A 26,446-nucleotide genomic window follows, 5' to 3' on the forward strand; every position below is an offset into this window, starting at 1 on the left:
CACCAGAAGATTTAATGGATAATTACTTGGCGGCACAAGCCGCATAAATGGTATGCGCTTCAAGGTTGAATCCGCGATCTATAAACATGCATCCTCTCTACACTAAACTTATTCGTGGATTGCTCGACTCATATATAAAAATTTGATCTGAATATTTTTACCATATATACGATCGCCACACATTTTTTCTTTGCAAATTTCTGCATAAACTTGTGACAACTGTTTGGGTGTGTACATTTACCTAATCCAAATGGGGTCAAATAACCCTGCATTGTTAATATGCCATCTTTCATGAGTTTTGGTCCAAGGTGATTTAGTATTTTTTGTTCTGCGTGGGTTGCATACTAATTTGGAATAGTATTGTGAAAAGTACATTTAGGACCAGGCCATCCACTAAGTTCACGAGCAGCTCATTTTGGAAAACCGTCTTACGAAAGCTATTGCCAATTAAGTCCATGGCCTTTCACGAGCCCCAATACATCTAATGCAGTGATTGGATCGCCCACATACCATTACTCCTTCTTCCTGAACCTCTATCGAATCAGGCGACATATACTGTGTGGCCTGAGGGCCATAGTAGCGGAAACGGTTGTAATAAAGCCCGGTTTCCTCATCTACCCATTGGCCCTGGAACCTTTTCGGACAGAAGTAAGGATCTGGATCGGCAGAGGTTTTGAGTGCTAGTGAACCGTGAACTAAACTGCCAAAAACAGTGGTGCTATAGACAGGACAACCCTTCCCATCGTACCCTTGAAACGGCTCCTGATCACTTTGCTGGCGGGCTACTGGCACGAAGGAGTCCGGTTCAAAATAGCATTTAACATCAGTATATTTGGTTCATGCTCATTGGGTTGTTAAACCAAAATTACCGTCAACGAGACGGGTGCATAGCATTATAATTTTTCAAGATATTCAAGTGCAACATCAAGTAATTCCTCAAATGCCTCCTGATTGCATGTCCAGATCACGCAAGCTGAACTCTCAGAATCAGATAAGAGAAATTGATAGTTGGAAGGAGATCTTTTCCTCACCTTGATACTCGATTTCTTCGATTGTTACCTCGGCATCGCCAATGTTTTTTCCCCAAAATTCATGCTCATCTGTGTACTCTTTGATCGGATCAGGTATTCCATACTTACTCATCTTTCTTTACTTAACAACGCCCCCGGTTATCGGTGGAAAATACTGCCAGACTGCGAACCCTCTATCTTCTTCGCTTAGTTTTATCGAAGCAACAAGGAAGCTCCTCATAGTCAATTAAAAACATGGACTTTGGCACCATCGCACAAAACCGTTCACTACATATAAGCATTGCCGGTTCAGCAATATCCCAGCCAAATAAAAAATCTTGCCTAGTTGTAATAACATAGCTTTCGTATTTAAATTTCTTAAGGTACGGCCAAAAATGATTTGGCGTTATATCTTTGTCGATTACATTTAATGCATAATTGTTCTTTATTGTAAAAAATTTGCCCATTATCTTTTCTGAGCGAGCATTCAATGCGCAGTCATAAAATTCCATTTTTTGCAAGTTTAAATTATTTATGTGATCAACCATTCTCCGAGACAATACCAATAGTCCTGAATGCGTTTCTAATAAATCCAACTTTAAGAGTTGCGCCACAGAAATATCTTCCAGGAAACTGTCAGCATTGAACTCTCCATCATAGACCCTTTTCCTTCCCCGGACAACTTCATGTGCTTGTTCATCATTTGTTTCTACAAGTCTAGCTTGGGGATGACTATTGAAACTTGAACGCAAACAATAATACATCACGGATTTAACCTTGGAGTGCATACCATTTATGCGGCTTGTGCCGCCGAGCAATTATCCATTAAATATTCCGGTGTTTCAAAGCCTAATGTTTTCCTTGGCAAGCTATTTAAATCGCACACCACTACACCAATCTCTCCCTGAGTTATCTTTTTAAAGCCCGTACTCCTGGGCCAATATAGGTGCAACAGGCCATTCGTATTCTCGTTCAAACCACGCTCCCAGGAATGGTGGGAGCGCACGAAATAAACCCGCGCCCCAAACCCCTTAACAATTTTTTCGTGATAAGCAAACTCTTACCATTGTCCGCCGTAATTGTAAGCAATGCCGCCGCATACGGCTTCAGCAGAGCTATACTGGCCTCTGTCACCGCCTCTGCGTTTTTGTTCTTCATCTGTGCAGATAAGGTAAACTCCGTTACGCGCTCTACGTTAGCCACCAGAGCGCCGCGATGTCCTCTGCCAATGACGGTATCAATTTCACAGTCGCCAACCCGACTCTTCGCATCTGCCTCCACAGGGCGCTCATTGATACTTACCCGATTCCTGATTTGGCCGCAATTGTTTTTACTATTGCTTCGCTTGTGATACTTTCTACCGTGCCGCCGGAGGTTTATGAACAGTTTGCCACGCCTCGCCTTGTCGGCCCACACATGCTGATAGATGCGCTCATGGCTCAACAGTATCAAGTGTGCTCCTTGAGTAGCCAGCCTGAGATCTGCTCCAGGCTCTATTTTTCAGCAAGCTTATCCTCGACCAAGCTAACCAGCTCTGGTGTAAGCTTTGTTACCTTTCTGGCCTCTTTACGACGCCAAAGCGCAAACCTCTGGGCTTGCTTGTGCTGATACCTGAGCTAACCACTATTTCGCGCTAACTCCTTTGATATCGTTGACTGGCCCACGCCTGAATGTGGGGCCCTTGGGTATTTGTATTTTTTCTGCTCTTACTAGTAAAACAGGAGGGAAGAATACCCCTCTCCCAGGACCATATGAGGCATGGATGCCGATTAAGAGCGTACAAGGATGTATTCACAGCGTGTCCTGGGAGAGGGGTATTCTTTCCTTCCGACCCGGTAGTAATCAGTTTAGACATAAAACTCTCCTCCATCGCCCCGCCGTATTCTTGGCGAAAGCCAATTTATTCTATTAATCACACACCACTACTTAACAAGACGACGAAACCAGCGCGGGTTATGAATTGCCTTAATACATCGTCGCGCAAATTTATCCCTTACTAAAAACTCCGGTGCATCACCCGTCTCCTCAAACCCAAACTGCTTAGGCAATTGGGTGTACATTGACCGAGGAGGAGCCCCACAGACATCCTTTAGCTTCTTGCCAGTATCAAAGCTGTGGTAGTAAACCGTTGAGAGTCCAAGTTCATCACGAATTAATCGCAGGGCTGCTAACATCGATGCTTCAGCCCATATCTTTCTGTAGGGCGCCAACGTCTGCTCTACGTAACTCTCCAGATCTTCGAAATCACCGAGAATATCTCCATACACATCTCTCGGTTTGAGAGAGGGCTTTTTGGTTCTACGCGACTTTACACATGCCAGTGCGCTTGAGGCATTGCGTAACCAGTCACTCTGTATCTCCTCGATCAATACTTCATTAGTGTCGAAATCAATATCCATCCGTATCCATGACATTGTTTTACGGTTACCTTTCTGTACAGGGTGCCCCCAGCACTCAAAGGGCCCGCAATCGTCATCGGGCTTTACCAGCTTTCGGTATTGCTCATCATGCTTTCCATCAAAATTCAACTGCAATACCAGGTTGCACTGATTTCTAGAAGTCTGATCCCAGCCACGATCAGCCTCGCCCCAACTGCTTAAACTGACATAGAACGGCAACAGATCTTTTGACCATAGGGTCTGTAAATCCTGTTTTGACACCAAGCCATTAGCACAGTGCTTAAGTGCCTGCGCCACTACCGGTTTCTGCAGGTACCGACCCAGTGAGCCCGCCTTCAGCTCAGCCACTTTAATGCTTTCGTAACCTTGGCGATCCATTTCAAATTCCATCAAATCGAAACAATAACGGTCTCGAAAATACCGAAAAACTCGACGCTCATCGTCTAAGCACGCTAAAACCTCTTTTACTTGTTCGCGTTTCATTTCCTGCAATCCAAAACTTGTACTTTGCATAGCCAGTCACTCCGGCCATCAACGCCGTGAGCAATAATTGAGCCGGGCGGTGTCTGCCACCCGACTTGTTCCCTTTACGCTTTCTATTTCCAAAACCCAAAGGCACTTTGAAATAACTCATTTTTACTCTCCTCACTGTTACTCTTCACAAGAGTTCAAATACCTAGCCTCTGCCGTAAGTACTTAGCCATAAATAACCGCTAATACTTTTCTCTAAAATCCGCCCCCTGAAACACTCGCACAGGGCTGCCTCGCTTAACCTGATAATGTTTTAACCATCGATCACGCACCTGAGCACGACCTTCAGCCTCAATACCTGCAGCCAAGATCATCTGTAGACGCTCCATCGCCAGCTGACGATTTCGATGCTGGGACCGATCAGACTCAACCCGAATCTGCACGCCAGAAGGCCTGTGCGTAATACGTACCGCGCTGCTGGTCTTGTTTACATGCTGTCCGCCCGGGCCACCTGAACGCATAGCCTCCATATCGACTTCACGCGCCAACTCGCGGATATCAACTTCTTGTGCACCGTTTACAGAGACAAGCTCAATCCCGGCAAACCAGTTGCAGCGCTTATGTTTCGGCCGATAGGGGCTTTCACCCTGCCACTTGATCGGTCCAACCCAAGACTCGGCATAGGCCTCAACTCCAGCACCCTCCAAACGAATTAAGCCGGATAGATATGCATCGATCTCGATAAGATTTTGCTTTCGCATTGCCTTTTCAAAAGCCAAGCTCTCTACCAGTTCAGCTGAGATCGAATGCTTTTGCGCATTGTGTAATAGCCGCTTTATCAATTGGGCAACTACCCAGCCACACTCCTTTGGACCTTGACCCGCACTGAGTTGAAGCCAGACGACCACATTTTTTTTACTTTCCATCCTCTTATCCAAATTAAGCACTTCACTTTTTCCGTGTTTTGTAGGTGATCAGCGGCTTGAAGCTCGCAACCACATCGACCATACCCGCCTGCACCAGATCATCCACAACTGTGCTGATGTTCTTGTAAGCTTGAGGCGCCTCCTCATAGAGCAGGTCTCTTTGTTTACAGATCACCCGGCTCCCCAGATCCGTCACTTCCAAATCTTTAACCTTATAGCGTTTTTCAAGTCGTCCTCGGGATTCACTTCGCTTCCACTTACGCCCCGCACCATGAGCAAGAGAAAAGCCACCCGCCGCCAAGTTATATGCCTCAGAGGCTCTGGGTTTCACCAGATAGCTCAAGCTCCCTCTCGAACCCGGAATCATGACTAACCCCTGATCAGTGGGGCTGGCGCCTTTACGATGAATCCAATAACGACTTTCACTTGTGTACTCCAACCCCAATGCATCAATAGATTGCTGATCCATTGCAGTCACTGTATTGTGCGAAACATCCAGCAGCGCATCTCGATTCACACCTAAACGTTCACAAAACCGCTTCGCAATGAGGTCGCGATTGGCCACCGCCCACTGAACCGCATAATCATGCCGCTCAAGGTACCGGGCCATAGCATCATTCGTTAAGCTTTGAGCACCGAAGACATCAACATGGTTGCGAAGTATTTTCTGACCAAGGCCGCGGGAACCTGAGTGAGCCAGAAACACAACCGATTGTTTATCCAAGCCCAATCCGGATAACACTTCATGTGCGAAAATCTCATTCACTTGCTGAATTTCCGCAAAGTGGTTCCCCCCACCAATAGTGCCCAGTTTGAGATTCGCCTCTTTCAAAGAGTCATCATTAGTTTTAACGCCTGAATCACTCAACCACTGGTCGGTGTCTCCACCCTGCCAAGGGTCATCCAAATCAACGAGTCGCTTCTCCCATTTATCCAGCTTTACCTGTCGCCTTGTAACATCCAGTTTCCATAAGCCCATGCCACAACCAATGTCGCTACCCACCAGATGCGGGTAAACCTGATCGCGCGTGATAAACGCAGCACCTATTGGCTGACCTTTGCCTGGGTGCAAGTCCGGCATTCCTACTCCACAACACATGCCCGGCAACTCGGTCGTTTTCTTCAGCTGGTCTACCGCTAAAGTCTCCAACCAATTTTTGTCAGAAATCACCAGCCTAACTGCAGCCTGTGACGATGTCTGCAAAGTTTTTACAACATCGACTTTCCTATAATAAGATTTATCAGCTAACTTTTTTGAAAAAGTATCCATTGTTCTAACCGTGATCCAGAAAGTTATACTTTTTTTAGGCAAAACCGTCTCCCGCTCGAAAATTATTATTTTCAAACGTATTAATAACGTAGAGAGATCTCTGGCATTTCTTACAACTAGCAGACGCGACTTGCAGAGACAAACACCATTAAAAAGTGATCTAGTGCAGGCGCAGAAAAGCCAAAGAAAAATGTTGGGAACATCAAAGCCTAGACCGATTAAGCACACGAAAGCATAGCCTCAAAGCTATTTAAACTTCGAGGCAGTCACTATCGATTTAGAACCGATCTTAAAATAAGCTAATGTTGTAGAACTTCTCCCGTAGAGGGAAATAAATAGACTTAGCTAAAATAAGTCTTGGCAGCGAAGCCCAACATTGTGTAAATAATTTTTGTGTTAATCATATTAAGCCTCCTGTTTAGAGTGTACGTCTTAACTAGAAAACGTACCGGGATAAGAGTTGTGCGAACTATAGTCGGTTCTAAGCATGGTCGCAAGCACTTATTTTGAATTTGCAGAAACATTTACTTTCTCTCAATACTCATCTTGCCTGTTCTCACGCGAACAGTGATCGATTCAATTTCTCGCAATGCAATCAATGCTTCATCCTCTCGAACAACACACTGCTCAAGTGAGCCATAATGCTGCTCAAGACACTGCATTAATAGTTCTTTAATAGAAGCCGACTCAGGCACTGCTGGGAGCTTACTTTCCAGATACAGTTTCTCCAGCTGATTTTCTTTATCTGAGAAGTAGTCTTCCACTGCCTGCTGAGACCATTCTCCACGACGTATCGCTTTCAGCTGTTCCTTGTTTCTAGCGAGATCTAGATCTTCTTCAACCAGAATTTGTTCTACCTCATTGAGAAGGCGTACCATGTGGTAGGCAAATTTCACATCGTAACCAAACTTTTCGATGATCTCTTTCCGGCCACCCTCAGGAACTTTGGTACGCATCTTATGCACCTGAGCATAGGCATAGCCTTTAAATCGTGCCCAGCACCCCTTATGCAGGAATAGCTGTCTGCGCTCCCGCACCAGCTCACCAACAGCTGTGCTATATAGGACACAGTTTCGGGGCACAAACAGAGAGTCGATAATATTTGGGTTGTTTTCCATTAGTAAACGAAAGTACTTCACTATCGAATATAGGGTGAGGTCGTACTCGCGCCCCTTACCGCCCATCCCAGACTTATCGATCATATGATGCTGCTGGATCTGCTCAAACTGAGGGCCCGCTTCATCAAAGCCAGGTATCTCGCCTCTAAGATGCGGAAACACCCAATCTCTTGGGGGAATGGCGAATCCATAGACATCCATATCCGAATGATCTTCGGCAACCCCATAGGCGATGGACCCCATGACGACCTCATACTGCACCCCCGTCTCAAGGAACTTGGGGGGCGATGTAAGCAACCCCTGCTTAATGAGATACTGTGTTTTACTGCTCATTGTCCTACTAACCTTGTATAAACAAGGGATTCCCCCCTTGGTATTACTGCTAAAAATTATTGACCGGGGAGTTCATGCCACTGCGCCATAAACCGGGCAATGGATGTGATTCGCAGGCGGCGGATCTGCTCCGCCAGTTTTAAACCTTCATAACCATCATCCAGTAACGGCCTGATATTTGCACCCTTCGCCGCAACACCGCACGCCAGCAACAACTCAGCCTGAGGATACCCTCTATTCTCTAAACCCAAACGCCTTCTTCCAGCTGACCTTCATCAGCACCATGTTCAAGAAGAAGCTTAATAACATCAACACGACCATTATTCGACGCCACTCTTAGTGCAGACTCACCATAGGATGTAACCCGATTAAAGTCAGCACCCTGCTCAAGATGAACTTTCACCTGCTCATAAAGGGATTCATGATTGTTATAAATTGTCTGCAATAAATTATCTTGTTTCATTTTCACTCTTTATTTTTGACATGAACGGCCAGCACAAAATATCATTTCGACTCGCATCTTGCTTTATCCATGTATAGGGAGCAACCACCGGTATTAACCGGTGACTTATCCGTCAGACTTAGCCCTGGGTGCCAGCTTGACCAAGTCATTCAGCACACCATCAAGACCACCGTAAACAGAGATCTTATCGATACGCCCTGTGATGCGTTCCAGCGCCTCCAGCTCTTTCAAGCGCAGCAGCGTTGGATTGTTATCCATCATCTTGGCGGTGTTATGCAGTGATCGCATCGCTTGAGTTTCCTCACGGCGTTTAATCAGGTTAGCTTCTGACTCTTTTTGAGCCTCGACCACTTGATTCAAAATCACCTTCATATCACCAGGCAGGATAATATCCTTTACACCAACACTGATCATCTCAATGCCATATTCTGCCAGTCTTTCACGAATACCATCGGCAATCACAAGATTGAGACTGTCTTTATCTTCAAGCAGGCTATCCAGGGCTTGAGTTCCAACCGCCTCACGCAGTCGCAGCTGTAATTCTCGGTAGATAAACCCGCTGTAGTCGTTCAGTTTCAACGCAACAACCTGAGGATCTGTCACTCTATAACTGCCGGTCAGGTTAACACGTAAACTGACCAGATCCTTAGTCAGGATCTCCTGGCCACTCACCTCAATGGCTTGCAGGCGAAGATCTAACAGTTTAACAGTGACGGAACGATTATATTTCCAGTAACCATAGCTGCCAGGCTGCAGTAACTTCTCGAACTTGCCGTTAACCAACAGCAAACCCACATGCTCATCGGGCACCTCAGTGTAGCTAATGGCTTGCACAGCTGTTTTACACTGACCGACCTTTGCCCCACGACCGAGCAAGCCGAGTAGCTTTTCATCGATAGCATACGCCTCACTGATATCGATAATATCCAGCCGAACATCCTCAACATCTTTCCATACAGCACGGAATGACCCAGGTGGGATAATATCGACCAAGTGGCCATCCCGGTAGAACAAACCTACTTGATAATCAGTCAGTTCATAGGACTCCAGATACTCTCTCAGTATACTTGAGTGAGTATTTAGCAAAAATTTTGCCTTGGCCGCCGTGAAGACCACATCGGTCACATCGTATGTTTCAATTCGCACACCACCAGTCATCACCTGTACCCGGTGACGACCCGGCTTTAGAACCAACTCAAATCGATTCCGGCGGAATAACAATGCTCGCTCGTTATCCGCAATATCCAAGGTGTTCCACATTTTAAATAGTGATTTCATCATTCTTACCGCGTTCAGATTTCCTTTTCTCAATACCCTTATATAAAGAGCGAGGTCCACCCAGCAAAGCTGCGGTTGATTGCTTGTGCTAAACGGGATGTCAATACAGAGGTTTTCTTGGTTATTCTATGAGGCTCTCTTCCTGAGAACTTACTTGGCTCATGTAATAACATCTTGAAAACCTGTAGTGACATCGCACTCAACAAACCCACCACCAACGGCAACAATACCGGCGCCCTATGTCAAAGATCCGGGCAATCGGTTTTGCAACCACTTGCCATCGATTAATAACCCAGAGTCATGGACCTCTAGTAGATTTCAATCAGGGATGATAGTCCTGTGGGGATTTGAACCCCTGGCTCTCGCCTTTACCAATGAGTCGTTTTTTAGACGACGGATACTTTGGCAGGAATTGAACCTGCGCCCGATCGATTATTAGTCGACTGCTCTACCCAACTGAGCTACAAAGTAGGTGTTTAGGCTTTTATCAAATTGGTACACAACACATCAGAGATGCTTGTGCCGTGCAGGCTGTCAGAACCGGCTCCGCTAACTTGATAAAACTTCCCAAACTCTTTTGTGAGAGGACGGCTACGCCGCTTCCCAACATCTTTGCCCGGTAAACCGGGACTGTAAGTACTCCATCTGATCACCTCGAATCAGGCGATTAGCCAAGTACATAAATTCAAATACATTTGGCACAAACGGAATGGCCATTAATTCCATACCTGCTTGTTCAGGAGTACGCCCCCCTTTATGCCCATTGCACCTGACGCAAGCGGCCACAACATTTTTCCAGCTATCAGGGCCACCCTGAACTCTAGGAATAATGTGGTCTCGTGTCAGACTACGGTCGTCAAACTCAAACCCACAGTACATACATCGATGTCCATCACGCCTAAACAACATTCGGTTGCTTAGTGCCGGAGTAAAACTCTTTTTCCCTGTTTTGCCCGTGCAAGCGATAATTGGAGCTAGCTTTAAATGGGAACGCTCACCGATTTGGTTATAGCCACCATTCAAACGAAATGACTCACTTCCCAAGCTCCACAACACCTGATCTTTAACATATAAAGTTGCCGCCTCTTCGCGACTTACCCATGCCTGAGGCAGTCCAGCTTTATTCAATCTAAGAATTCGAACTAGACTTGTCATTTCCTTTCTCTCTTTTTTATCAGGCGTCATCCACACCTTGTTATTTTCCACTCCTCGCACTTTCGCGGAATTTTTTCTGGAGCCCTCGGACTGGATGAAGCTATCCCACATGCATTCATTGATCCTGGAGAGGGCCAAGGATCTCGAACCCTCAACCCGGTGTTTGGAAGGCACCTGCTCTACCTATTGAGCTACACCTGCTAAACTTCTTTACCTCTTTCTACTGCTTTCAAATTATTGGGGTGATGCCGGGAATCGAACCCTGATCTCCTGGTCCACAGCCAGGCGCTCTACCACTGAGCTAACATCACCATTACTCTTCCCATCAAGGAACTGGCTGGTCTGGTAGGGATTGAACCTACGATCTTCCGGTTAACAGCCGGACGCTTTACCACTCAGCTACAGACCAAAAATTTATCTATTAAAAACTGCTTCTCTTCTGCAGAGCCTGCCCCGCGAAGTGTTTTGGGTATCCATACAGTCGCGGCTTACTTTGCTTCCTGCAAACAAAAACCCCGACCAGGATTGCTAGACGGGGTTTTCGAAAATTTCTTTTCTAATTATCCCGACTGGCCGCAGCCTTCCGGGATTTCCGAAGGACTACATACTTAATTTACCCATGACTTGTATTTGTTGATTACAACGATGCTCTGCCTGATCAAGAACTGAAAGTGTATTTACATTAAATGCACGCTCCCCCTGTCCACGATTTTGTAAAAACAAATTCGGGCATTGTTGTTTTGTTACATGCCTATTTATTTGCCTACAGTTACTCACCAGAATACAGCTGCTCGTTCGCACCAATCTAAAACCTCATACCTTAAACACCTTTTCTCAGGCATAAAAAAACCCGGTAGTTTATCTCTACTGGTGAGATGGCCTACCGGGTTTAAAAGAGTTTACTATTAACTCTTAAATTCTCAGAAGGCCGTTACGCCTTCCACAAAGAAAGACGCGACTATGTATTGTTGCCCAATCCCTGCCCATGCATGGGAAACGCACAACGTTCCGAACACACGCTATGGTGCGTCATCGGTTGTTGCTGTACTTTTGTAGTGGCCTGTTTCATTGCGCTCTCAACTGTTTTTAAAGCAGCTCTGTTGATTAATTTACAGTTCCAAAAATTATTATCTTTAATTCCAGAAATTTAAAAACCAATCATTTGTTGGATCGCAATGTTAGGCTTCACAAAAAAAATGTCAACCTATTTTTAACAAAAACTTTATTTCCTTTTAAAATTCACAAACGAAATTTAATAATCCAACTTCCACCTAGTGCTTTTTAACCCTCAATTTTCTGACTGACTACAACATCCCAGTCATCACCACCATTCTCAGTGAGAACTATTTTCACATCAGCAATAGCCTTGATAACCTCAATATTGGTCAGAAGGTGCTGACTAGGCTTCAGTGTTTGAACGCACCCACCACCCCCTAGTGCCATCGGCAACACTAGCTGATCGGCCAAATGCTCCCCCACTGGAACACCTGCCTCCAGATAGCGCTTCAACTCTCTGATCGCACGACCCGCCACCCGCTCTGCGCTGACGTTACGCTCCCCCACAGACTCAAATACCTCAGTAACCTCTCCAACATTCACTCGAAGAGAGACCATATTCCCCGGCCCCTCTGAGCTGACGAGCCTTTGATTCAACGAAGACTCGGGCCAATAGCATTTTTTCTTTACTTGGCTTAGCTCCCGTTCAGTAACATGCGAAGGGATACGAGCTGAAAGCGCTACCGCCTCCATACTGATCACTTCGCCACGCTCCACTAGGGTCAGGGACTGAATTTTATTCGCAGGATGAATCCTCACACGCCAAGCGCCTCCGCCAGCTGGATAAAACCCATATCGTTCAAGATCAACCTCTACGCGGCATCCAATTCCTGACAACACCGGCAAAAAACATTGCTCAATGAAATCGAAGCTCGGCGCCATACCATTATGTGTCCCACCTTCCAGATACAACTCACTCATACCGTCCGCCAACAGCAACGGCATCAGAACTGTCTGAAACACCAAGGTGGTGCTCCCGGCAGAGCCAATCGCAAACCGGTATTCCCCTGGCTTAACCTTACCGGGCTCGAAAGTCACAACCGAAGAGCCAAGCTCATCACCAGTCACTGCTGCACCGCTAATTTCTTTTGCTGCACGCAAGCAGGCAAGATGCTGTCGCAATAGTCCAGGGCGATTTCTTCCCGCACGGATATTTTTAATCCGAACCGGCTTACCTAAACACATCGCCAGGGTCAGTGTTGTTCTGAAAATTTGTCCGCCACCTTCCCCTTGCGAACCATCAATTACAATCACTTTATCTTCCTTCAATATTTATCTGGTGGACGTGACGGGATTCGAACCCGTGGATAACAACAACCGGAGCATTACTTCCGACCAGCAAAAGACTTGGAAACGCGCGCCAGCTGACACCCGCGTCAGAGCATCGAGCCTGCATCCTCAACCCTGCGCCCAGCGCTGATTACGTTATCGCCCGTTTTACCTGGCCATCTGCATGTCAATCATTTTAGGTGGTGACACTCCCTCCACATCAGCACGCCCTATAATCTCTGCAACGCTTTTTAGCGCTCGCCATCCCCTGGCAAACTCAGCATTCCTTTACCCTTTCACACACACCACTTGCTTTAGGGTGTATACAACTTCAACAAGATCCTTTTGAGCCTCCATCACCTTTTCAATAGACTTATAGGCTGAAGGTGTTTCATCAATCACACCTGCATCCTTTCTGCACTCTACCCCTGCAGTTGCCTGACGATGCGCTTCCAGCGAGACCAGCTTTTTCGCCTTAGTGCGTGACATCACTCGCCCCGCACCATGGCTACAGCTACAAAAGCTCTCTTCGTTACCCAGGCCTCGTACAATGAATGAACGCGCGCCCATGCTTCCCGGGATAATACCCATCTCTCCAGCGCGGGCACGAACGGCACCTTTTCGAGTTACCAGCACATTTTCCCCGTAGTGATGTTCGCGGGAGATATAGTTATGGTGGCAATTGACCGCTTCCATACGTGCTTCAAAATCCATCCCCAGTGAATCCTTCACTGCCTTGATAACCCGAGCCATCATCACCTCACGATTAATACGCGCAAAGTTCTGAGCCCATTCGACCGCTTCAACATACTCATCAAAGTGATCCGAGCCTTCTGGCAGGTAGGCCAGATCCGAATCAGGCAGACGAATATGCCAACGCTCCATATCCTTCTTCGCCATTTCAATAAAATACGTACCGATTCGGTTTCCCACACCACGGGATCCACTATGCAGCATCAACCACACGTTTTCGTGCTCATCCAAACACATCTCGATAAAATGGTTGCCCGTTCCCAGTGTCCCCAAATGATTGATGTTATTCGTATTCTTCAGCACACCGTGCTTCTCTTTCAACACATCAAACTGGGCTGACAGTGGCGCCCATGCAGCCATCACATCATCAGGCAAATTAGCCCAGGCCCCCTTATCTCGACCCTTGCCCCGTCGACCACCGGTACGACCATGAGGCACAACACGCTCTATAGCATTACGCACACCCGCGAGGTTATCCGGCAGCTGGCCGGCTTTCAGGCTGGTTCGCACCGCCATCATTCCGCAGCCAATATCCACACCAACTGCCGCAGGGATCACTGCCCCCAGCGTCGGTACCACACTACCAATAGTTGCGCCTTTACCCAGATGTACATCGGGCATTGCAGCCACCCACCGATGAATAAAGGGCATCCGTGAAATATTCTTCAGCTGCTCTTTCGCCTCAGCCTCAAAAGGCACACCTACCGTCCAGGATTTGATTGGCACGCCGCCGTCCTGCATTACTTCGTAAGATTGCTGAGTCATGGTTCTATTCCCTTCATTCTCTGCTCTCATTTTTCTTACTATAGGCATAGCGAAAAGAGTGCCAACTTTTACATACAGCCCTGAAATACCTCCTATCTTATTGTTTTAAAACAAGTTTTATTTTTCTTTAGCGCTATTATTGACCTAATGGTCTGCTACCACAAACATCATATAACTATCTTTAAAGATAGATTGTTATTATATTAGATAGTATGAAAACAGTAGCTATCAGTATTCTCGGCACCACCATGGACCGGCGCGGCAAAGGCGAAAAGCGCTGGGATAAGTGGCGACCCACTATTTCAATGTGCCAGCACGACGACTTGCTAATTGATCGTCTCGAGCTGCTCTTTGATAACCACTCCGATAACCTTGCCAAGCAGGTGACAGAGGATATCGCGCGCGTCTCACCCGAGACCGAGGTCGTGCACCACCGCGTCAACTTCAACGACCCCTGGGACTTCGAAACGGTCTATAGCGACCTGCTCGACTTTGCCCGCGGCTACGACTTCAAGCCCAGCAAAGAGAAGTACCTCACGCATATCACCACGGGCACCCACGTTGCCCAGATATGCCTATACCTACTCACCGAAGCGGGCTACCTGCCCGGCCAACTGCTACAAACCTCTCCCGCCAAGCGCGATAGCAACCTGCCGGGCCAATACCAGATCATCGACCTCGACTTATCGAAGTACGACCAGATCGCCTCGCGCTTTCAAAAGGAACACCAGGAAGGCACGACCTACCTGAAAGGAGGCATTGAGACCAATAACGCCGCCTTCAACAAGATGATTGAGCAACTGGAGCAAGTCTCTATCCGCTCTAATGAGCCCATCCTGATCACCGGCCCCACAGGCGCCGGCAAATCCCAGCTTGCCCAGCGGGTGTATGAGCTCAGGAAACAGCGTGGCAAGCTTGATGGCCGCCTAGTTGCCGTAAACTGTGCGACGCTGCGGGGTGAAAATGCCATGTCCGCGCTGTTTGGCCATAAAAAAGGCGCATTCACCGGCGCCGCCGCCGACCGACCAGGGTTACTGATGGAGGCCAATAAAGGGTTGCTGTTTCTGGATGAGGTCGGCGAGTTAGGACTGGACGAGCAAGCGATGCTACTGAGAGCAATCGAGGACAAGCGCTTCATGCCCTTTGGCTCAGACAAAGAGGTCAACAGCGACTTTCAGCTGATCGCTGGCACCAACCGTGACCTCACTCAGCAATCCCGCGAGGGGCTGTTTCGTGAAGACCTGCTTGCCCGAATAGACCTGTGGACCTATCAGCTCCCCTCCCTAAAGGAGCGGATAGAGGATCTAGAACCCAATATCGATTTTGAACTGGAGGCCTTTTCCAGCAAGTCTGGCTACCTGGTGAACTTCAACAAAGTGGCCCGTGAAAAATACCTGACCTTCAGCCGTTCACCCGATGCTACTTGGTCAGCCAACTTCCGCGACCTCAATGCCAGTATCACCCGTATGGGCACCCTCGCTGACGGTGGCCGCATTACCGCTGCCGTGGCCGAAGAGGAGATAAACCGGCTGAGACGGAAGTGGCAATCTGCCCCCAGCTCAGATCTGGACCCCGGAGCGCTGATTGTGCAGGTATTGGGGCCTGGCTGCACCAAAGAGATTGATTACTACGATCAATTGAAACTCGCCAGCCTTATAGAGATATGTCGTAACTCCAACTCCATGGCAGAGGCAGGAAGAACACTGTTCAATGTAAGCAGGAAAACCAAGAAATCCAGTAATGACTCCCACCGGGTGAAGCAACTACTGGCTAAACACGGAGTACGGTTTGAGGATATCAAAACGATCCTGAAACACTAATATTTTAACTGAATGGAGGCGGGCTACCCAACCCCCCAAATATGCAACTTGGTAGTAGGCTATTGAACAATGTTCGCTGTGAATGTAACGATAAGAGGTCGCAATCCGACATTTTATGGCCACTATCCCCAGTATTTTACAGATATGACGTAGCGAGGGTGGTAATTGGATAAATACTTGGCCACTATACATCGGCTTGAACTATTTTTGAGCGATCAATTGCGATGAGCATATAGACGTTGGGCACTACAAACAGGGTAAACAGGGTTCCGATGGAAAGCCCTGTGGCAATGACAAGCCCCATATTGAAGCGGGAGGCGGCACCAGCTCCAGAAGCAAGCACCAGTGGAATCACACCCAGGACCATTGCAGCGGTTGTCATCAGGATTGCACGAAGACGAATTTTTAAGGCGCCAATTATTGCCTCCCTCTTGCCAACCCCCTTATTTTGCTGCAGTTCGGTAGCGACCTCCACGATGAGGATGCCGTGCTTGGAAATCAAACCCATCAAAGTGATGATGCCGACCTGAGTATAAATATTGATACTTGCTCCACCTACTCCGATGTTGATGAAGAATAATGCACCTGCAATGGACATTGGAACCGAGATCAGAATAATAATCGGATCTCTGAAACTTTCAAACAAGGCGGCAAGCGTAAGAAAGATAACGAGAAAAGAAAAGGCGAAGGTTATTGCAAAGGTGTTGGATTCTTGCTCATACTGGCGGGATTGTTGCGCATAATCAATCGTATAACCTTCTGGTAATTCAGCCTTGGCAAGCTGCTGGAGGGTTGAGAGGGCCTCTTCCAACTGCACACCAAGGTTTGGTACACCTGAAAGTGTCATAGAATTCTGCTGCTGGAAATGTGGAATAAACTCCGGCGTTACTGCAGTTTCCAGGGTGGCAATTGTTGAAAGTGGCACAAAAGAATCATTATCTGTGCGGATGTAGGTATTGAGGAGCTGCTCGGGATTAAGGCGATCATACTGAATGATTTGCGGAATGACCTTATAAGATCTTCCATCCAGGTCGAAATAATTTATGTACCCTCCACTCATAAGATTAGTCAGAGAAGAGCCCACATCTGCAAGAGTGAGGCCCAATTCTGCAGTCAAATCACGATCAATGATGATCTGCCCTTGCGGCTTGTCAATCTTGAGATCCTTATCAATGTAAATAAATTTTCCGCTAGCCCTGGCCTTTTCCAGAAAGTCGGAACCCACCAGATTTAGCTGATCGACTGGCAGGGTGGTTTTGATGACAAACTGGACTGGCAACCCACTACTACCGGGTAATGGTGGGTTTTGGAACATCACATTTTTGAAGCCAGCAATACCCTCCATAGGCGCTTGCATTGCATATTGAAGCTCTGTCGCCGTTTTATCGCGCTGATCCCATGGGGTCAACTGAACGCCCGAAAGGGCGCTACTCGCCAGAATAAGCTGAAACATCCCCTCTGTTTCAGGATATTTGGACGCGATGTCATAGATCTGTTGAGAGTAAAGAAGTTTTTGCTCCAAGGTGGCTGATGACGCGGGGGTTGATTGAACCAGAACAATACCCTGATCTTCCTGTGGAGACAGTTCTTTTTTTGAAGTATCGTATAGGAAGGGAATGCTCGCCAGTATGATGAAAGCGAAGGTCAAAACGACAGGCCGATTATCCAGCGATTTATCCAATAAACGCAGATAGAACTGTCTAAATTGATCATAGACACCATCCACTCTGCGTACCATCATAGAATCCCAGCTTGAAGATGCCTGAGATCTGGGCTTTAATATTTTTGAGCTCATCATTGGGGTAAGTGTTAGCGCAACTATGGCCGAAACACTCACTGCGCCAACAACTGTGAACGCGAATTCCGTAAAAAGCGCACCGGTCAACCCACCTTGAAAACCGATAGGTGCGTACACAGCAACAAGTACCACCGTCATTGCAATAATCGGTCGTCCCAAATCCTGCCCTGCCTGAATGGCCGCTCGCATTGGCGTGCTTCCTTCGCTGATGTGGCGTTCCACATCTTCAACGACGATAATCGCATCATCCACCACTAAACCAATAGCCAACACCAAAGCGAGCAGCGTGAGCAAGTTGATGGAATAGCCCAGCATCAACATAAAAAAGAAGGTACCAATCAGGGAAAGTGGGATTGCGACAATTGGAATGGCAACGGTGCGTGTGGAGCCTATAAACAGGAACACCACAAGGGTTACAATCAGCACCGCTTCAACTAATGCGCGGATCACTTCATCAATAGCAGCGTTAATGAAGAGACCCGAATCATAGACGATGCGCGCTTCCAGACCCGGCGGCATAGTTTCTTGTACAACTGGAATGAGATTTCGAACCTCTTCTAACATAGACAATACATTTGCCGCTGGAGATGCTTTTACACCGATGTAAACCGCCTGCTTGCCATCGAAGAGAACGGCGTTATCATAATCTTCTGATCCAAGAACCACTGTACCGACATCACGCATGCGAACAATGGCGCCGTCGACCTGTTTCACTACGAGTTGACGAAACTGCTCAACATCCGTCAAATTGGTATTAGCAGTTAATTCAACCTGCACCATCTGGCCTTTGGAATTGCCAACCCCGGAAATAAAATCATTATCAGCCAGTGCATTAGCGATATCTGTGCCTGTTAATCCGTAGGCAGCCAGCTTATACGGGTTTATCCACGCTCGGATTGCATAGCGTTTTTCTCCTATGAGTTCAGCTGTCTGCACGCCTGCAATTGCCTGCACCTGAGGCTGGACAACGCGAATAATATAGTCCGTCAATTGGTTTGGATCGATAACATCAGCGGTGAAACCAATATACATAGCATCAATCGTTTCACCAATTTCGATGCTAAAAACGGGGTTTTGCGTCTGCTGAGGCAACTGATCTATGACGGAGCTGATCTGAGCTGAAATTTCCGTTAGAGCCTTGTCTACGTCATAATTGAGTTCCAGGTTTATGGTAATTGTGCTAACTGTACTGGCGCTAGTCGAGGTCATATAATCTATACCCTCAGCCTGCGCGATTGCCTCCTCTAAGGGAGTGGTAATAAAACCTGCGATGGTTTCAGCGCTAGCCCCATAGTAGGTGGTGGAAACAGTAATAACAGCATTTTCGGTTTTAGGATATTCAAGCACAGGCAATTGAAAAATTGCGCGCAAACCAAGTGCCAGAATCATCAGACTGATGGTTGATGCCAAGACAGGACGGCGAACGAATATTTCAGTAAAATTGCTCATCTCTCTCTAATGCTCAACCGGCTTTGGATCAGGGTCGTTCTTTGGCAATACCGAATTATCTATAGTGACAGCGGAACCATTGTGCAATTTGATCTGCCCAGCGCTGACAACTAACGCATTCTCCTCAACTCCTCTGATGACAACAACCTGATCTCCGCGCTTTGCTCCGGTTTGGATAAAACGTTCTTCAGCCAGATATACAATTTTACCGTTGGTTTTTCTCGCAGTCTTCTTGAGCACATACACTGTCACCCCATAAGAATGGTAAGTGATGGCTGTTTGAGGCAACGTTATCTCTTCTTTGGGGGCTGATATCACAAGGTTGACATCAACAAACATACCGGGAAGCAGTTTTTTATCAGGATTTTTGAAACGCCCCCGAATGAGCGCATTCCCGTTGTTGATATCAACTTCGGAGTTGATGGCTATCAGTTTGCCCTTAATGACTTTTCCGGGATAGGTGTCTACAGTTATCTCTATCTCCTGTTCTGCCTGCACAGTGCCCAAAAAGCGCTGCGGTATATAAAAATCAACGAAGAGTTCATCCAGTTGCTGCAGAGACACATAGGGTGTGCCTACATTGAGGTATTGCCCAACACTAACAAGACGGATACCCAATCGCCCATCGAATGGAGCTTTAATGTTCATTTTGGCAATCAAAGCGAGCTGATTTTGTACCTCACCTTCAAGATTCTTCAGGTTTGACCAATCCAAATCAATCTGCTGCTTGCTGACTGCATTGACTTTGTATTGCTCCAAATCACGCTCCAGCGTCTGACGTGCGTACTCTTCCTGTGCTTCCAGAGATAGGAGTTGCGCAATTTCTTGTGTAGTATCCTGCTCAATAAGGACGGTGCCTTGCAGCACGTCTTGGCCCGAGGAGAAATTGATGCGGGTGACATTACCAGCAACCTGAGGCGATAGGTCTGCTCCTTTTATGGCAACAAGGTTGCCGATGGCGGTAATTTTTTCAGTCCAGCGTTGCTTGCTGGCTGTGTATGTGGAAACAACCTCAATCTTGTTCTGTATTTCTGTGACGGCCCTGCCAGCGACCAAAGACTTGTATTGCTGAAAAGCATAAAGGCCGCCAAATACAATACCGACGCAGACCAGCATAATCGTCATATTTAGTTTTTTTAAAGGTTTCTTCACGGTATTTATAGCTGGTCGACTATGTAAATTTATTTTCAGTTAAATAAATCAGTATGTAATACTAACGATGGCTACTCCCCTGTATGAGCGTAGGGGAGAAATTACTGTTTAAGGCCCTTGTATCCGGTTTGGTGCTGACAGTGGCCTGTTCCACCACCCTCCGCCCAGCGCGAAAAACAGCGCGACCGTATCTGAAAAGCGAACCGCTTGTGCCTGAACGAGATTGATCTTGGCCTGCTGATACGTTTGAACGGCAAGCAATAGCGTAGTGAGATCAATTGCACCAAGAGTGTATTGCTGCTGCGTAAGTGTAAGGCTGCGCAGTGCTGAGCGCTCTGCAGAAAGGCTTGCTTTAAGCGTTAAGGCATCCTTTTGCACTGCACTAATGGCATTGGCGACATCACTAAATGCAGAAACAACCACTTCACGATAGTTCGCAGCGGCGGCATGGAAGGCTGCAATAGCGGCTTTACGCTCGCTGTTCAGTGTTCCGCCATCAAAAATCGTTTGGCTCAAAGAGGTTGTGATGGACCATACGCCAGTACCCGACGAAAACATCCGAGAAAACTCTTCAGATTCGGTGCCCACATCCGCCATGATGGTGATGTTGGGCAGCTGGTTCGCCAATGCCACGCCAATATTGGCACTGGCTGCCCATAATTGAGCTTCTGCAGAACGGATATCTGGACGCTGTATGACAAGTTCAGATGGCAGGCTGAGAGGAAGCTCTCTTGGCAGGCTCAGGTCAGATAGCTCAAACTCCTGAACGACCTTTTCGGTTGGATAGAAGCCACCCAGAGCGATGATCAAATTTTTCTGAACGACCAAACTCTGCTCTAAGGGAGGGAGTGTGGCTTTGGTTTGCTCCAGTGTAGCCAGCTGCTGTAAGACCTGACTTTCATCTACACCACCCAATCTGAATTGTGTGCGAAGGATAAAGAGTTGTTGCTCCTGCACATTGATAATTTCTTTGGTTGCACGAATCTGCCCTTTGATTGATGCCTCCATGATAACGGCATTGAGGAGATTTGACACGAGTGCTAGATGGGCTGCCTCTACTTGGAATTGTGCGTACTGAACATTAGCGACTTGCGATTCAATATTGCGTCTAATACCACCCCAAATATCTAAGGTGTACGATAAGCTCAACGACGCGCTGTACACACTGAAAATCGGACTAATGTCTGCAATAACCTGGCTTGCTGCACCACCTTCCAAAGCAAATTTCTGACGAGTAAAACTCGTTGAACCAATGATAGTGGGATATAGAGCACCACCCGCGGCATTTGCGGTTTCTTGCGCTTGAACAAGGCTAGCTTCTGACTGCGCAAGGGTTGGGCTGTTTGCGACAGCAACACGAACATAAATGTTCAAGGGCTCTGAGCGGAACAGTTCCCACCAATCGCCAGGGACATCTCGACTGCTGGAAAAGGATTGTGATGCACCGCCCTGCACGTTCGAGGAGACCGTTGCCTCTGGATCATTCCGGGTAAATTTGGCTGCGGGAGAAAGCTCTGGTCTCGCGAAGTCAGGACCGACCATACAAGCGGACAGCGTTGTAAAAATGATAAATATATAGCTGCGGTAAACCTTGGGTGTAGAGCCTCTCCTTGCCCCGATTCGAAACCCAGACCTGAAATTCAACATGATTTTCACCAGTAGTTCTAGGTACAATGTTTGTCAACAAAACTGTGTGTGCCGCCGTGCTTCGGCACGTACAATTTTGTTGATGTAGAGGAACTCTTGGTTAAATATCACCCCTTCATCATGCCCCCACCCTCCCTGGCCAATAACCGCATGGGTGACATTTGGCGGTTTTCTGGACAGGACCCCTTAACAGGTTGTTGAAAAACTATTTTTCAGCCGCCTGCTAACCCGAAGAGGGATATTCGGGCTGCAAATCAAAAAGTTACTATCAGGTCTGAAGGAAAGAATACCCCTCTCCCAGGACACGCTGTGAATACATCCTTGTACGCTCGTAATCGGCATCCATGCCTCATACACTACTGGGAGAGGGGTATTCTTCCCTCATGCTTTACCAGTAAGTGCTTGATTTGTCGTAGAGCCTGTTAAACAGCTTAAATTGGTGCCAGGAACCATTCATACCTGACCTTATCTTATAGCCTGGATTCAGCAACTGTAGTCCCGTGACATCAATCTCTGAGCGTCAGCCTGGCTTTTGATGGCCTCGTAGAATACGATCATCGATAGCGCTGGGATCCACTGCTCAGGCGGAATGGAGGGCCTGTCATTATCAAACCTGAACCCTCCGACGGTAACAGAGCAGCATTTTCACCCTGGTTTGTGGTGTTAGTACTGTCTCTGGAGTGGCGCAAAAACCGGGTTTTAGCTTCCCTGCGTAACCGGTAACTGAGAGAAATCAGTTATGCAGGCTGGCCAAGGGACTACACATCGCCTTGGGTGAGCTGGTATTTGCGCAGGGGGAGCGCAGGCCAGATGTCGTTTGAGGCTGAGCGGGTTCAGCGAGGAGGAGAAGAAGAAGGTCGCCAAGGAGCTGCTGGATATCCTGATTCTCAAGCACGCCGCCAACCGGTTCTCCACCGGGGATATGGCGTAGCGGCTAAAGCGGGGAAACCAGTTAGAATAAAGCTCCGGCAGATGACCCTACCGGGGCTTTTTGGGGGGAGCTACTCTGCTCGAAGTATTTTTTTCAGCTCATCCCTTATCAAGCTTTTCGGCGCCTTTACTGTATTGGATTTAAATCCACCAGCCATTGTCCGGCCATTTATTGTAAGGCAAACATCTTCTGCACTTTTCACTAAATCATAAGCCTCGAACTGAATGGCGCTAAGTTAAGCTATGGAACCCAGTAATAGTGCGGCTTTCAGGCTTATTGGCATCTCACCAGAGTAACTGGCCGGCAAGAGCTTTCTCGCTGCTTTTGTAGTCTCTGGAGACCTAGAGGCATGTGATTTGCTCATGAGTTATCGCTCCAAACCCGCATGGTTGCTGGGGTTTGGGCTTAACTTAGTGCCATTCAGCCTCGAACTTATTAACCTGTTTACCTTTCTGGCTTTTCCAAAGCTCGGAATCGCCGGGGAATACACGCTCAAATACACAGGATACGTTTTTTCATCAGGCTGATCACCTCCGATTGGAAAGTCAAGATCGAGGCTTTCGCTCATAACACCTCGCCCTTTCCAATAAAAAGCACCGGTATCAATCAAAATATTTATTTCAGGCTCTTCACATAAAACGTATCAACCTTGAGAAGATAATGGCCACTCTAAATAGGCTGCGCTGTCCACACCGTTCGCTTTTAAGTTAGCCTCGTATTAATCCCTGGCAATAACTTCGCCGAAGGTATCGTCTGCAGAACCGCCTACAAACGCTACTTTATCACTACCGGTAATATTCGATTTATCGGTGCACTGCGTCCCTGATCGGGTTGATGAAGACGCAAGCCTGACTAAAGTCATAGACAAAACGGCCAATCGGTAGTGGCGGGCTGTCAGATACGCCAAAGCGCCTTTGCAGGGTCACCCGCCACTCTTGATTGCGTGTGAAAGTACCTTTCAACGCAACAAGTTCGCATAGCGGGCTCAAGTCTTTCCTTGCCAGCCCCAACCTTGCCCTCAAGGTCAACACGGGCCGCCGGCGATCACCTGTGCAGTGTATCGCACGCTCTACCGCTATCTGACAGAGTGCGGATGGTCATCCCCCCGCAGACTATTGCTGGCCGGTGTGACCTGAATCGCGGTTAATACCGCACCGGTGATAGTGACTGTTGCGGTATTACTAACAATCCCATTCTGGCTGGCAGAGACAGTCGCGTCGCCCTCATTGACCGCCGTTAATTCACCTTGGCTGTCGACCGTCACAATATTGGTATCGCTACTGGTCCAGGCAACACTATTGGTCAGATCGCTAGTGGTGCCATCACTAAAAGTGCCCTGGGCAGTTAATTGCTGCGTGGTGCCCTTGGCCAGACTATTGCTCGCCGGCGTGACCTGGATATTGGTCAACACCGCGGCAGTAATGGCGACTGTGGCGGTATTGCTAACAATCCCATCCTGGCTGGCAGAGACAGTCGTATTGCCTTCATTGACTGCCATCAGTTCACCACTGCTATCCACCGTGGCAATATTGGTATCGCTACTGCTCCAGGCAACGCCACTGGTTAAATCCGCCGTGGTGCCATCACTAAAAGTGCCCTGGGCGGTTAATTGCTGCGTATTGCCCTTGGCCAAATTATTGTTCGCCGGTGTGACCTGGATATTGGTCAACACCGCGGCAGTAATGGCGACTGTGGCGGTATTACTAAGAATCCCATTCTGGCTGGCAGAGACAGTCGTATTGCCTTCATTGACCGCCGTCAGTTCACCGCTGCTATCCACCGTGGCAATATTGGTATCGCTACTGTTCCAGGCAACGCTACTCGTCAGATCGGCAGTGCTGCCGTCGCTATAGGTGCCCATCGCGGCGAGTTGTTGGCTGTTGCCCTTGGCCAGACTGTTGTTCGCCGGCGTTATCTGAATCGCAGTTAATACGGCACCGGTGACACTGACGGTTACGGGATTGCTGACAGTACTGCCCAAACGGGCATAGGCGGTGGTACCGCCCTCTTCCACCGCTGTGAGTTCGCCTGACATATCCAAAGTAGCGATAGCAGTATCGTTGCTATTCCAGCTGACGCTGTTGGTAATATCGGCGGTGCTGCCATCGCTGTAGCGGCCCAGGGCGGTGAGCTGTTGGGCATTGCCTTTGGCCAGGTTAACGGTGGCCGGTGTGACTTGAATGCCGGTCAATACGGCGGGGGTGACGGTCACTGTTGCGGTATTGCTGGCAATGCCGTTCTGACTGGCAGAAATTTCGGCATTGCCCAGACCGACGGCCACCGCTTGGCCAAGGGTATTGATCGTTATGGTGGCCGTGTTGCTACTGGTCCAGGCGACACTATTGGTCAGATCAGCAGTGCTGCCGTCGCTATAGGTGCCCATAGCGGCGAGTTGCTGGCTGTTGCCCCTGGCCAGTCTAATGGTCGCCGGTGTTACCTGAAGCGCAGTTAAGACGGCACCGGTGATGGTGACTGTGGCGGTATTGCTGACAATGCCATCCTGGCTGGCGGACACGGTCGCGTTGCCCTCATTGACTGCCGTCAGTTCACCACTGCTATCCACCGTAACAATATTGGTATCGCTACTGGTCCAGGCAACACTGCTAGTGAGATCAGCCGTAGTGCCATCACTAAAAGTACCCTGGGCGGTGAGCTGCTGGCTGTTGCCCTTGGCCAGGCTGTTGCTGGCCGGCGTTACCTGAATCGCAGTCAAAACGGCACCGCTCACGGTGACGGTCACGGTATTGCTGACAATGTCACCCCAACTGGCAGAGGCCGTGGTACTGCCTTCCTCCACTGCCGTGAGTTCCCCCGATCTGTCCAGGGTGGCGACGGCGGTATTGTCGCTGTGCCAGTCGACGCTGTCGGTGATATCGGCACTGCTGCCGTCGGTGTAGCGGCCCAGGGCGGTGAGCTGTTGGGTATTGCCTTTGGCCAGGTTAACGCTGGCCGGGGTCACCTGGATACTGGTTAACTCGGCGCCGGTGACCGTGATCGTGATCGTCACGGTATTACTCACCATACCCGCCGAACTGGCAAAGGCCGTGGTGCTGCCTTCACCCACCGCCACAAGTTCACCCAACATATCCAGGGTGGCAATGGCGGTATCGCCAATATGCCAGTCCACACTGTCGGTGAGATCGACACGGGTGCCGTCGCTATAGGTGCCCAGGGCGGTGAGTTGCTGGGCGTTGCCCTTGGGCAGACTGACCACGGCCGGGGTCACCTGGATATCGGTCAATACGGCACTGGACACGGTCACTGTCACCGTATTACTGACGATAGCGTCCTGGCTGGCAGAAATGATCGCATTGCCTTCGTCGACAGCAATCAGCGCACCCTGGCTATCCACGGCAGCAATCGCCGTATCGCTACTGGTCCAG

Annotated in this window: 19 protein-coding genes and 3 tRNA genes; 1 reads left to right on the forward strand and 21 read right to left on the reverse strand. The window is 48.3% G+C overall.

The window, feature by feature from the left end:
- Positions 1-447 precede the first annotated feature (447 nt).
- From Q1A48_RS21930 to Q1A48_RS17425, 17 genes are all read right to left on the reverse strand, one after another.
- The gene (locus Q1A48_RS21930; RefSeq protein ID WP_366523435.1) at positions 448-792 is read right to left on the reverse strand and encodes an RHS repeat-associated core domain-containing protein; all 345 of its coding nucleotides are present in this window, start codon (positions 790-792) and stop codon (positions 448-450) included.
- Positions 793-987: 195 nt separating this feature from the next.
- Positions 988-1,143, reverse strand: coding sequence for a hypothetical protein (locus Q1A48_RS17350; protein WP_299947451.1), 156 nt, complete (start codon positions 1,141-1,143; stop codon positions 988-990).
- Between the two features lie 61 nt (positions 1,144-1,204).
- Complete coding sequence (locus Q1A48_RS17355; RefSeq protein WP_299947453.1) at positions 1,205-1,798, reverse strand: hypothetical protein; 594 nt, start codon at positions 1,796-1,798, stop codon at positions 1,205-1,207.
- Between the two features lie 184 nt (positions 1,799-1,982).
- Entirely contained in the window at positions 1,983-2,426 is a 444-nt protein-coding gene (locus Q1A48_RS21935) for an IS30 family transposase (RefSeq protein WP_366523436.1), read from the reverse strand.
- Positions 2,427-2,932: 506 nt separating this feature from the next.
- On the reverse strand, positions 2,933-3,922 hold the full coding sequence (locus Q1A48_RS17365; protein ID WP_299947458.1) for a hypothetical protein: 990 nt from the start codon (positions 3,920-3,922) through the stop codon (positions 2,933-2,935).
- A gap of 200 nt (positions 3,923-4,122) precedes the next feature.
- Positions 4,123-4,806, reverse strand: coding sequence for a peptide chain release factor H (gene prfH / locus Q1A48_RS17370; RefSeq protein ID WP_299947462.1), 684 nt, complete (start codon positions 4,804-4,806; stop codon positions 4,123-4,125).
- Positions 4,807-4,828: 22 nt separating this feature from the next.
- Positions 4,829-6,118 carry an RNA ligase RtcB family protein gene (locus tag Q1A48_RS17375; protein ID WP_299947465.1) on the reverse strand — a complete coding sequence of 430 codons (1,290 nt, stop codon included), beginning with the start codon at positions 6,116-6,118 and terminating at the stop codon, positions 4,829-4,831.
- A 482-nt stretch (positions 6,119-6,600) separates the two neighbouring features.
- Positions 6,601-7,527: a nucleotidyltransferase domain-containing protein gene (locus Q1A48_RS17380; protein ID WP_299947467.1), complete on the reverse strand. Its 927-nt coding sequence runs from the start codon at positions 7,525-7,527 to the stop codon at positions 6,601-6,603.
- Between the two features lie 56 nt (positions 7,528-7,583).
- On the reverse strand, positions 7,584-7,778 hold the full coding sequence (locus Q1A48_RS17385) for a hypothetical protein (RefSeq protein WP_299947469.1): 195 nt from the start codon (positions 7,776-7,778) through the stop codon (positions 7,584-7,586).
- Positions 7,769-7,990, reverse strand: a complete 222-nt coding sequence (locus tag Q1A48_RS17390; protein WP_299947471.1) for an ankyrin repeat domain-containing protein — start codon at positions 7,988-7,990, stop codon at positions 7,769-7,771. The genes Q1A48_RS17385 and Q1A48_RS17390 overlap by 10 nt, the downstream gene beginning before the upstream one ends.
- Positions 7,991-8,095: 105 nt before the next feature.
- Entirely contained in the window at positions 8,096-9,268 is a 1,173-nt protein-coding gene (locus Q1A48_RS17395) for a slipin family protein (protein WP_299947474.1), read from the reverse strand.
- 397 nt (positions 9,269-9,665) lie between these two features.
- Positions 9,666-9,739 (reverse strand) — tRNA-Ile (locus Q1A48_RS17400).
- Positions 9,740-9,859: 120 nt separating this feature from the next.
- Positions 9,860-10,474, reverse strand: a complete 615-nt coding sequence (locus Q1A48_RS17405; RefSeq protein WP_299947476.1) for an HNH endonuclease — start codon at positions 10,472-10,474, stop codon at positions 9,860-9,862.
- A gap of 189 nt (positions 10,475-10,663) precedes the next feature.
- Positions 10,664-10,735: transfer RNA gene (locus tag Q1A48_RS17410), tRNA-His, on the reverse strand.
- Positions 10,736-10,757: 22 nt separating this feature from the next.
- A tRNA-Asn gene (locus Q1A48_RS17415) sits at positions 10,758-10,832 on the reverse strand.
- A gap of 872 nt (positions 10,833-11,704) precedes the next feature.
- Entirely contained in the window at positions 11,705-12,748 is a 1,044-nt protein-coding gene (gene rtcA, locus Q1A48_RS17420) for an RNA 3'-terminal phosphate cyclase (RefSeq protein WP_299947479.1), read from the reverse strand.
- 288 nt (positions 12,749-13,036) lie between these two features.
- On the reverse strand, positions 13,037-14,266 hold the full coding sequence (locus Q1A48_RS17425) for an RtcB family protein (protein ID WP_299947481.1): 1,230 nt from the start codon (positions 14,264-14,266) through the stop codon (positions 13,037-13,039).
- A gap of 212 nt (positions 14,267-14,478) precedes the next feature.
- Between Q1A48_RS17425 and rtcR the strand changes: the two genes are divergently transcribed.
- Positions 14,479-16,086 carry an RNA repair transcriptional activator RtcR gene (gene rtcR / locus Q1A48_RS17430; protein ID WP_299947483.1) on the forward strand — a complete coding sequence of 536 codons (1,608 nt, stop codon included), beginning with the start codon at positions 14,479-14,481 and terminating at the stop codon, positions 16,084-16,086.
- A gap of 184 nt (positions 16,087-16,270) precedes the next feature.
- On the opposite strand, the gene Q1A48_RS17435 is transcribed toward rtcR, so the two are convergent.
- From Q1A48_RS17435 to Q1A48_RS17450, 4 genes are all read right to left on the reverse strand, one after another.
- A complete protein-coding gene (locus Q1A48_RS17435) occupies positions 16,271-19,333 on the reverse strand; it encodes an efflux RND transporter permease subunit (protein WP_299947485.1) in 3,063 nt (1,020 codons plus the stop codon).
- Between the two features lie 6 nt (positions 19,334-19,339).
- A complete protein-coding gene (locus tag Q1A48_RS17440) occupies positions 19,340-20,485 on the reverse strand; it encodes an efflux RND transporter periplasmic adaptor subunit (RefSeq protein WP_299947487.1) in 1,146 nt (381 codons plus the stop codon).
- A gap of 108 nt (positions 20,486-20,593) precedes the next feature.
- Complete coding sequence (locus Q1A48_RS17445; RefSeq protein WP_299947491.1) at positions 20,594-22,132, reverse strand: efflux transporter outer membrane subunit; 1,539 nt, start codon at positions 22,130-22,132, stop codon at positions 20,594-20,596.
- Between the two features lie 2,006 nt (positions 22,133-24,138).
- Positions 24,139-26,446 (reverse strand): Ig-like domain-containing protein (locus Q1A48_RS17450; protein ID WP_299947489.1); only part of this gene is annotated, 2,308 nt, incomplete at its 5' end.

The organism is uncultured Microbulbifer sp. (assembly GCF_947489355.1).
Classification (GTDB): domain Bacteria; phylum Pseudomonadota; class Gammaproteobacteria; order Pseudomonadales; family Cellvibrionaceae; genus Microbulbifer.

Excerpts from the sequence above, each read along its gene's own strand:
- Q1A48_RS17350 (WP_299947451.1), bottom strand. The coding sequence starts at position 1,143 with ATGAGTAAGTATGGAATACCTGATCCGATCAAAGAGTACACAGATGAG.
- Q1A48_RS17355 (WP_299947453.1), bottom strand. The coding sequence starts at position 1,798 with ATGCACTCCAAGGTTAAATCCGTGATGTATTATTGTTTGCGTTCAAGT.
- Q1A48_RS17365 (WP_299947458.1), bottom strand. The coding sequence starts at position 3,922 with ATGCAAAGTACAAGTTTTGGATTGCAGGAAATGAAACGCGAACAAGTA.
- prfH (WP_299947462.1), bottom strand. The coding sequence starts at position 4,806 with ATGGAAAGTAAAAAAAATGTGGTCGTCTGGCTTCAACTCAGTGCGGGT.
- Q1A48_RS17380 (WP_299947467.1), bottom strand. The coding sequence starts at position 7,527 with ATGAGCAGTAAAACACAGTATCTCATTAAGCAGGGGTTGCTTACATCG.
- Q1A48_RS17390 (WP_299947471.1), bottom strand. The coding sequence starts at position 7,990 with ATGAAACAAGATAATTTATTGCAGACAATTTATAACAATCATGAATCC.
- Q1A48_RS17395 (WP_299947474.1), bottom strand. The coding sequence starts at position 9,268 with ATGAAATCACTATTTAAAATGTGGAACACCTTGGATATTGCGGATAAC.
- Q1A48_RS17425 (WP_299947481.1), bottom strand. The coding sequence starts at position 14,266 with ATGACTCAGCAATCTTACGAAGTAATGCAGGACGGCGGCGTGCCAATC.
- rtcR (WP_299947483.1), top strand. The coding sequence starts at position 14,479 with ATGAAAACAGTAGCTATCAGTATTCTCGGCACCACCATGGACCGGCGC.
- Q1A48_RS17435 (WP_299947485.1), bottom strand. The coding sequence starts at position 19,333 with ATGAGCAATTTTACTGAAATATTCGTTCGCCGTCCTGTCTTGGCATCA.
- Q1A48_RS17445 (WP_299947491.1), bottom strand. The coding sequence starts at position 22,132 with ATGTTGAATTTCAGGTCTGGGTTTCGAATCGGGGCAAGGAGAGGCTCT.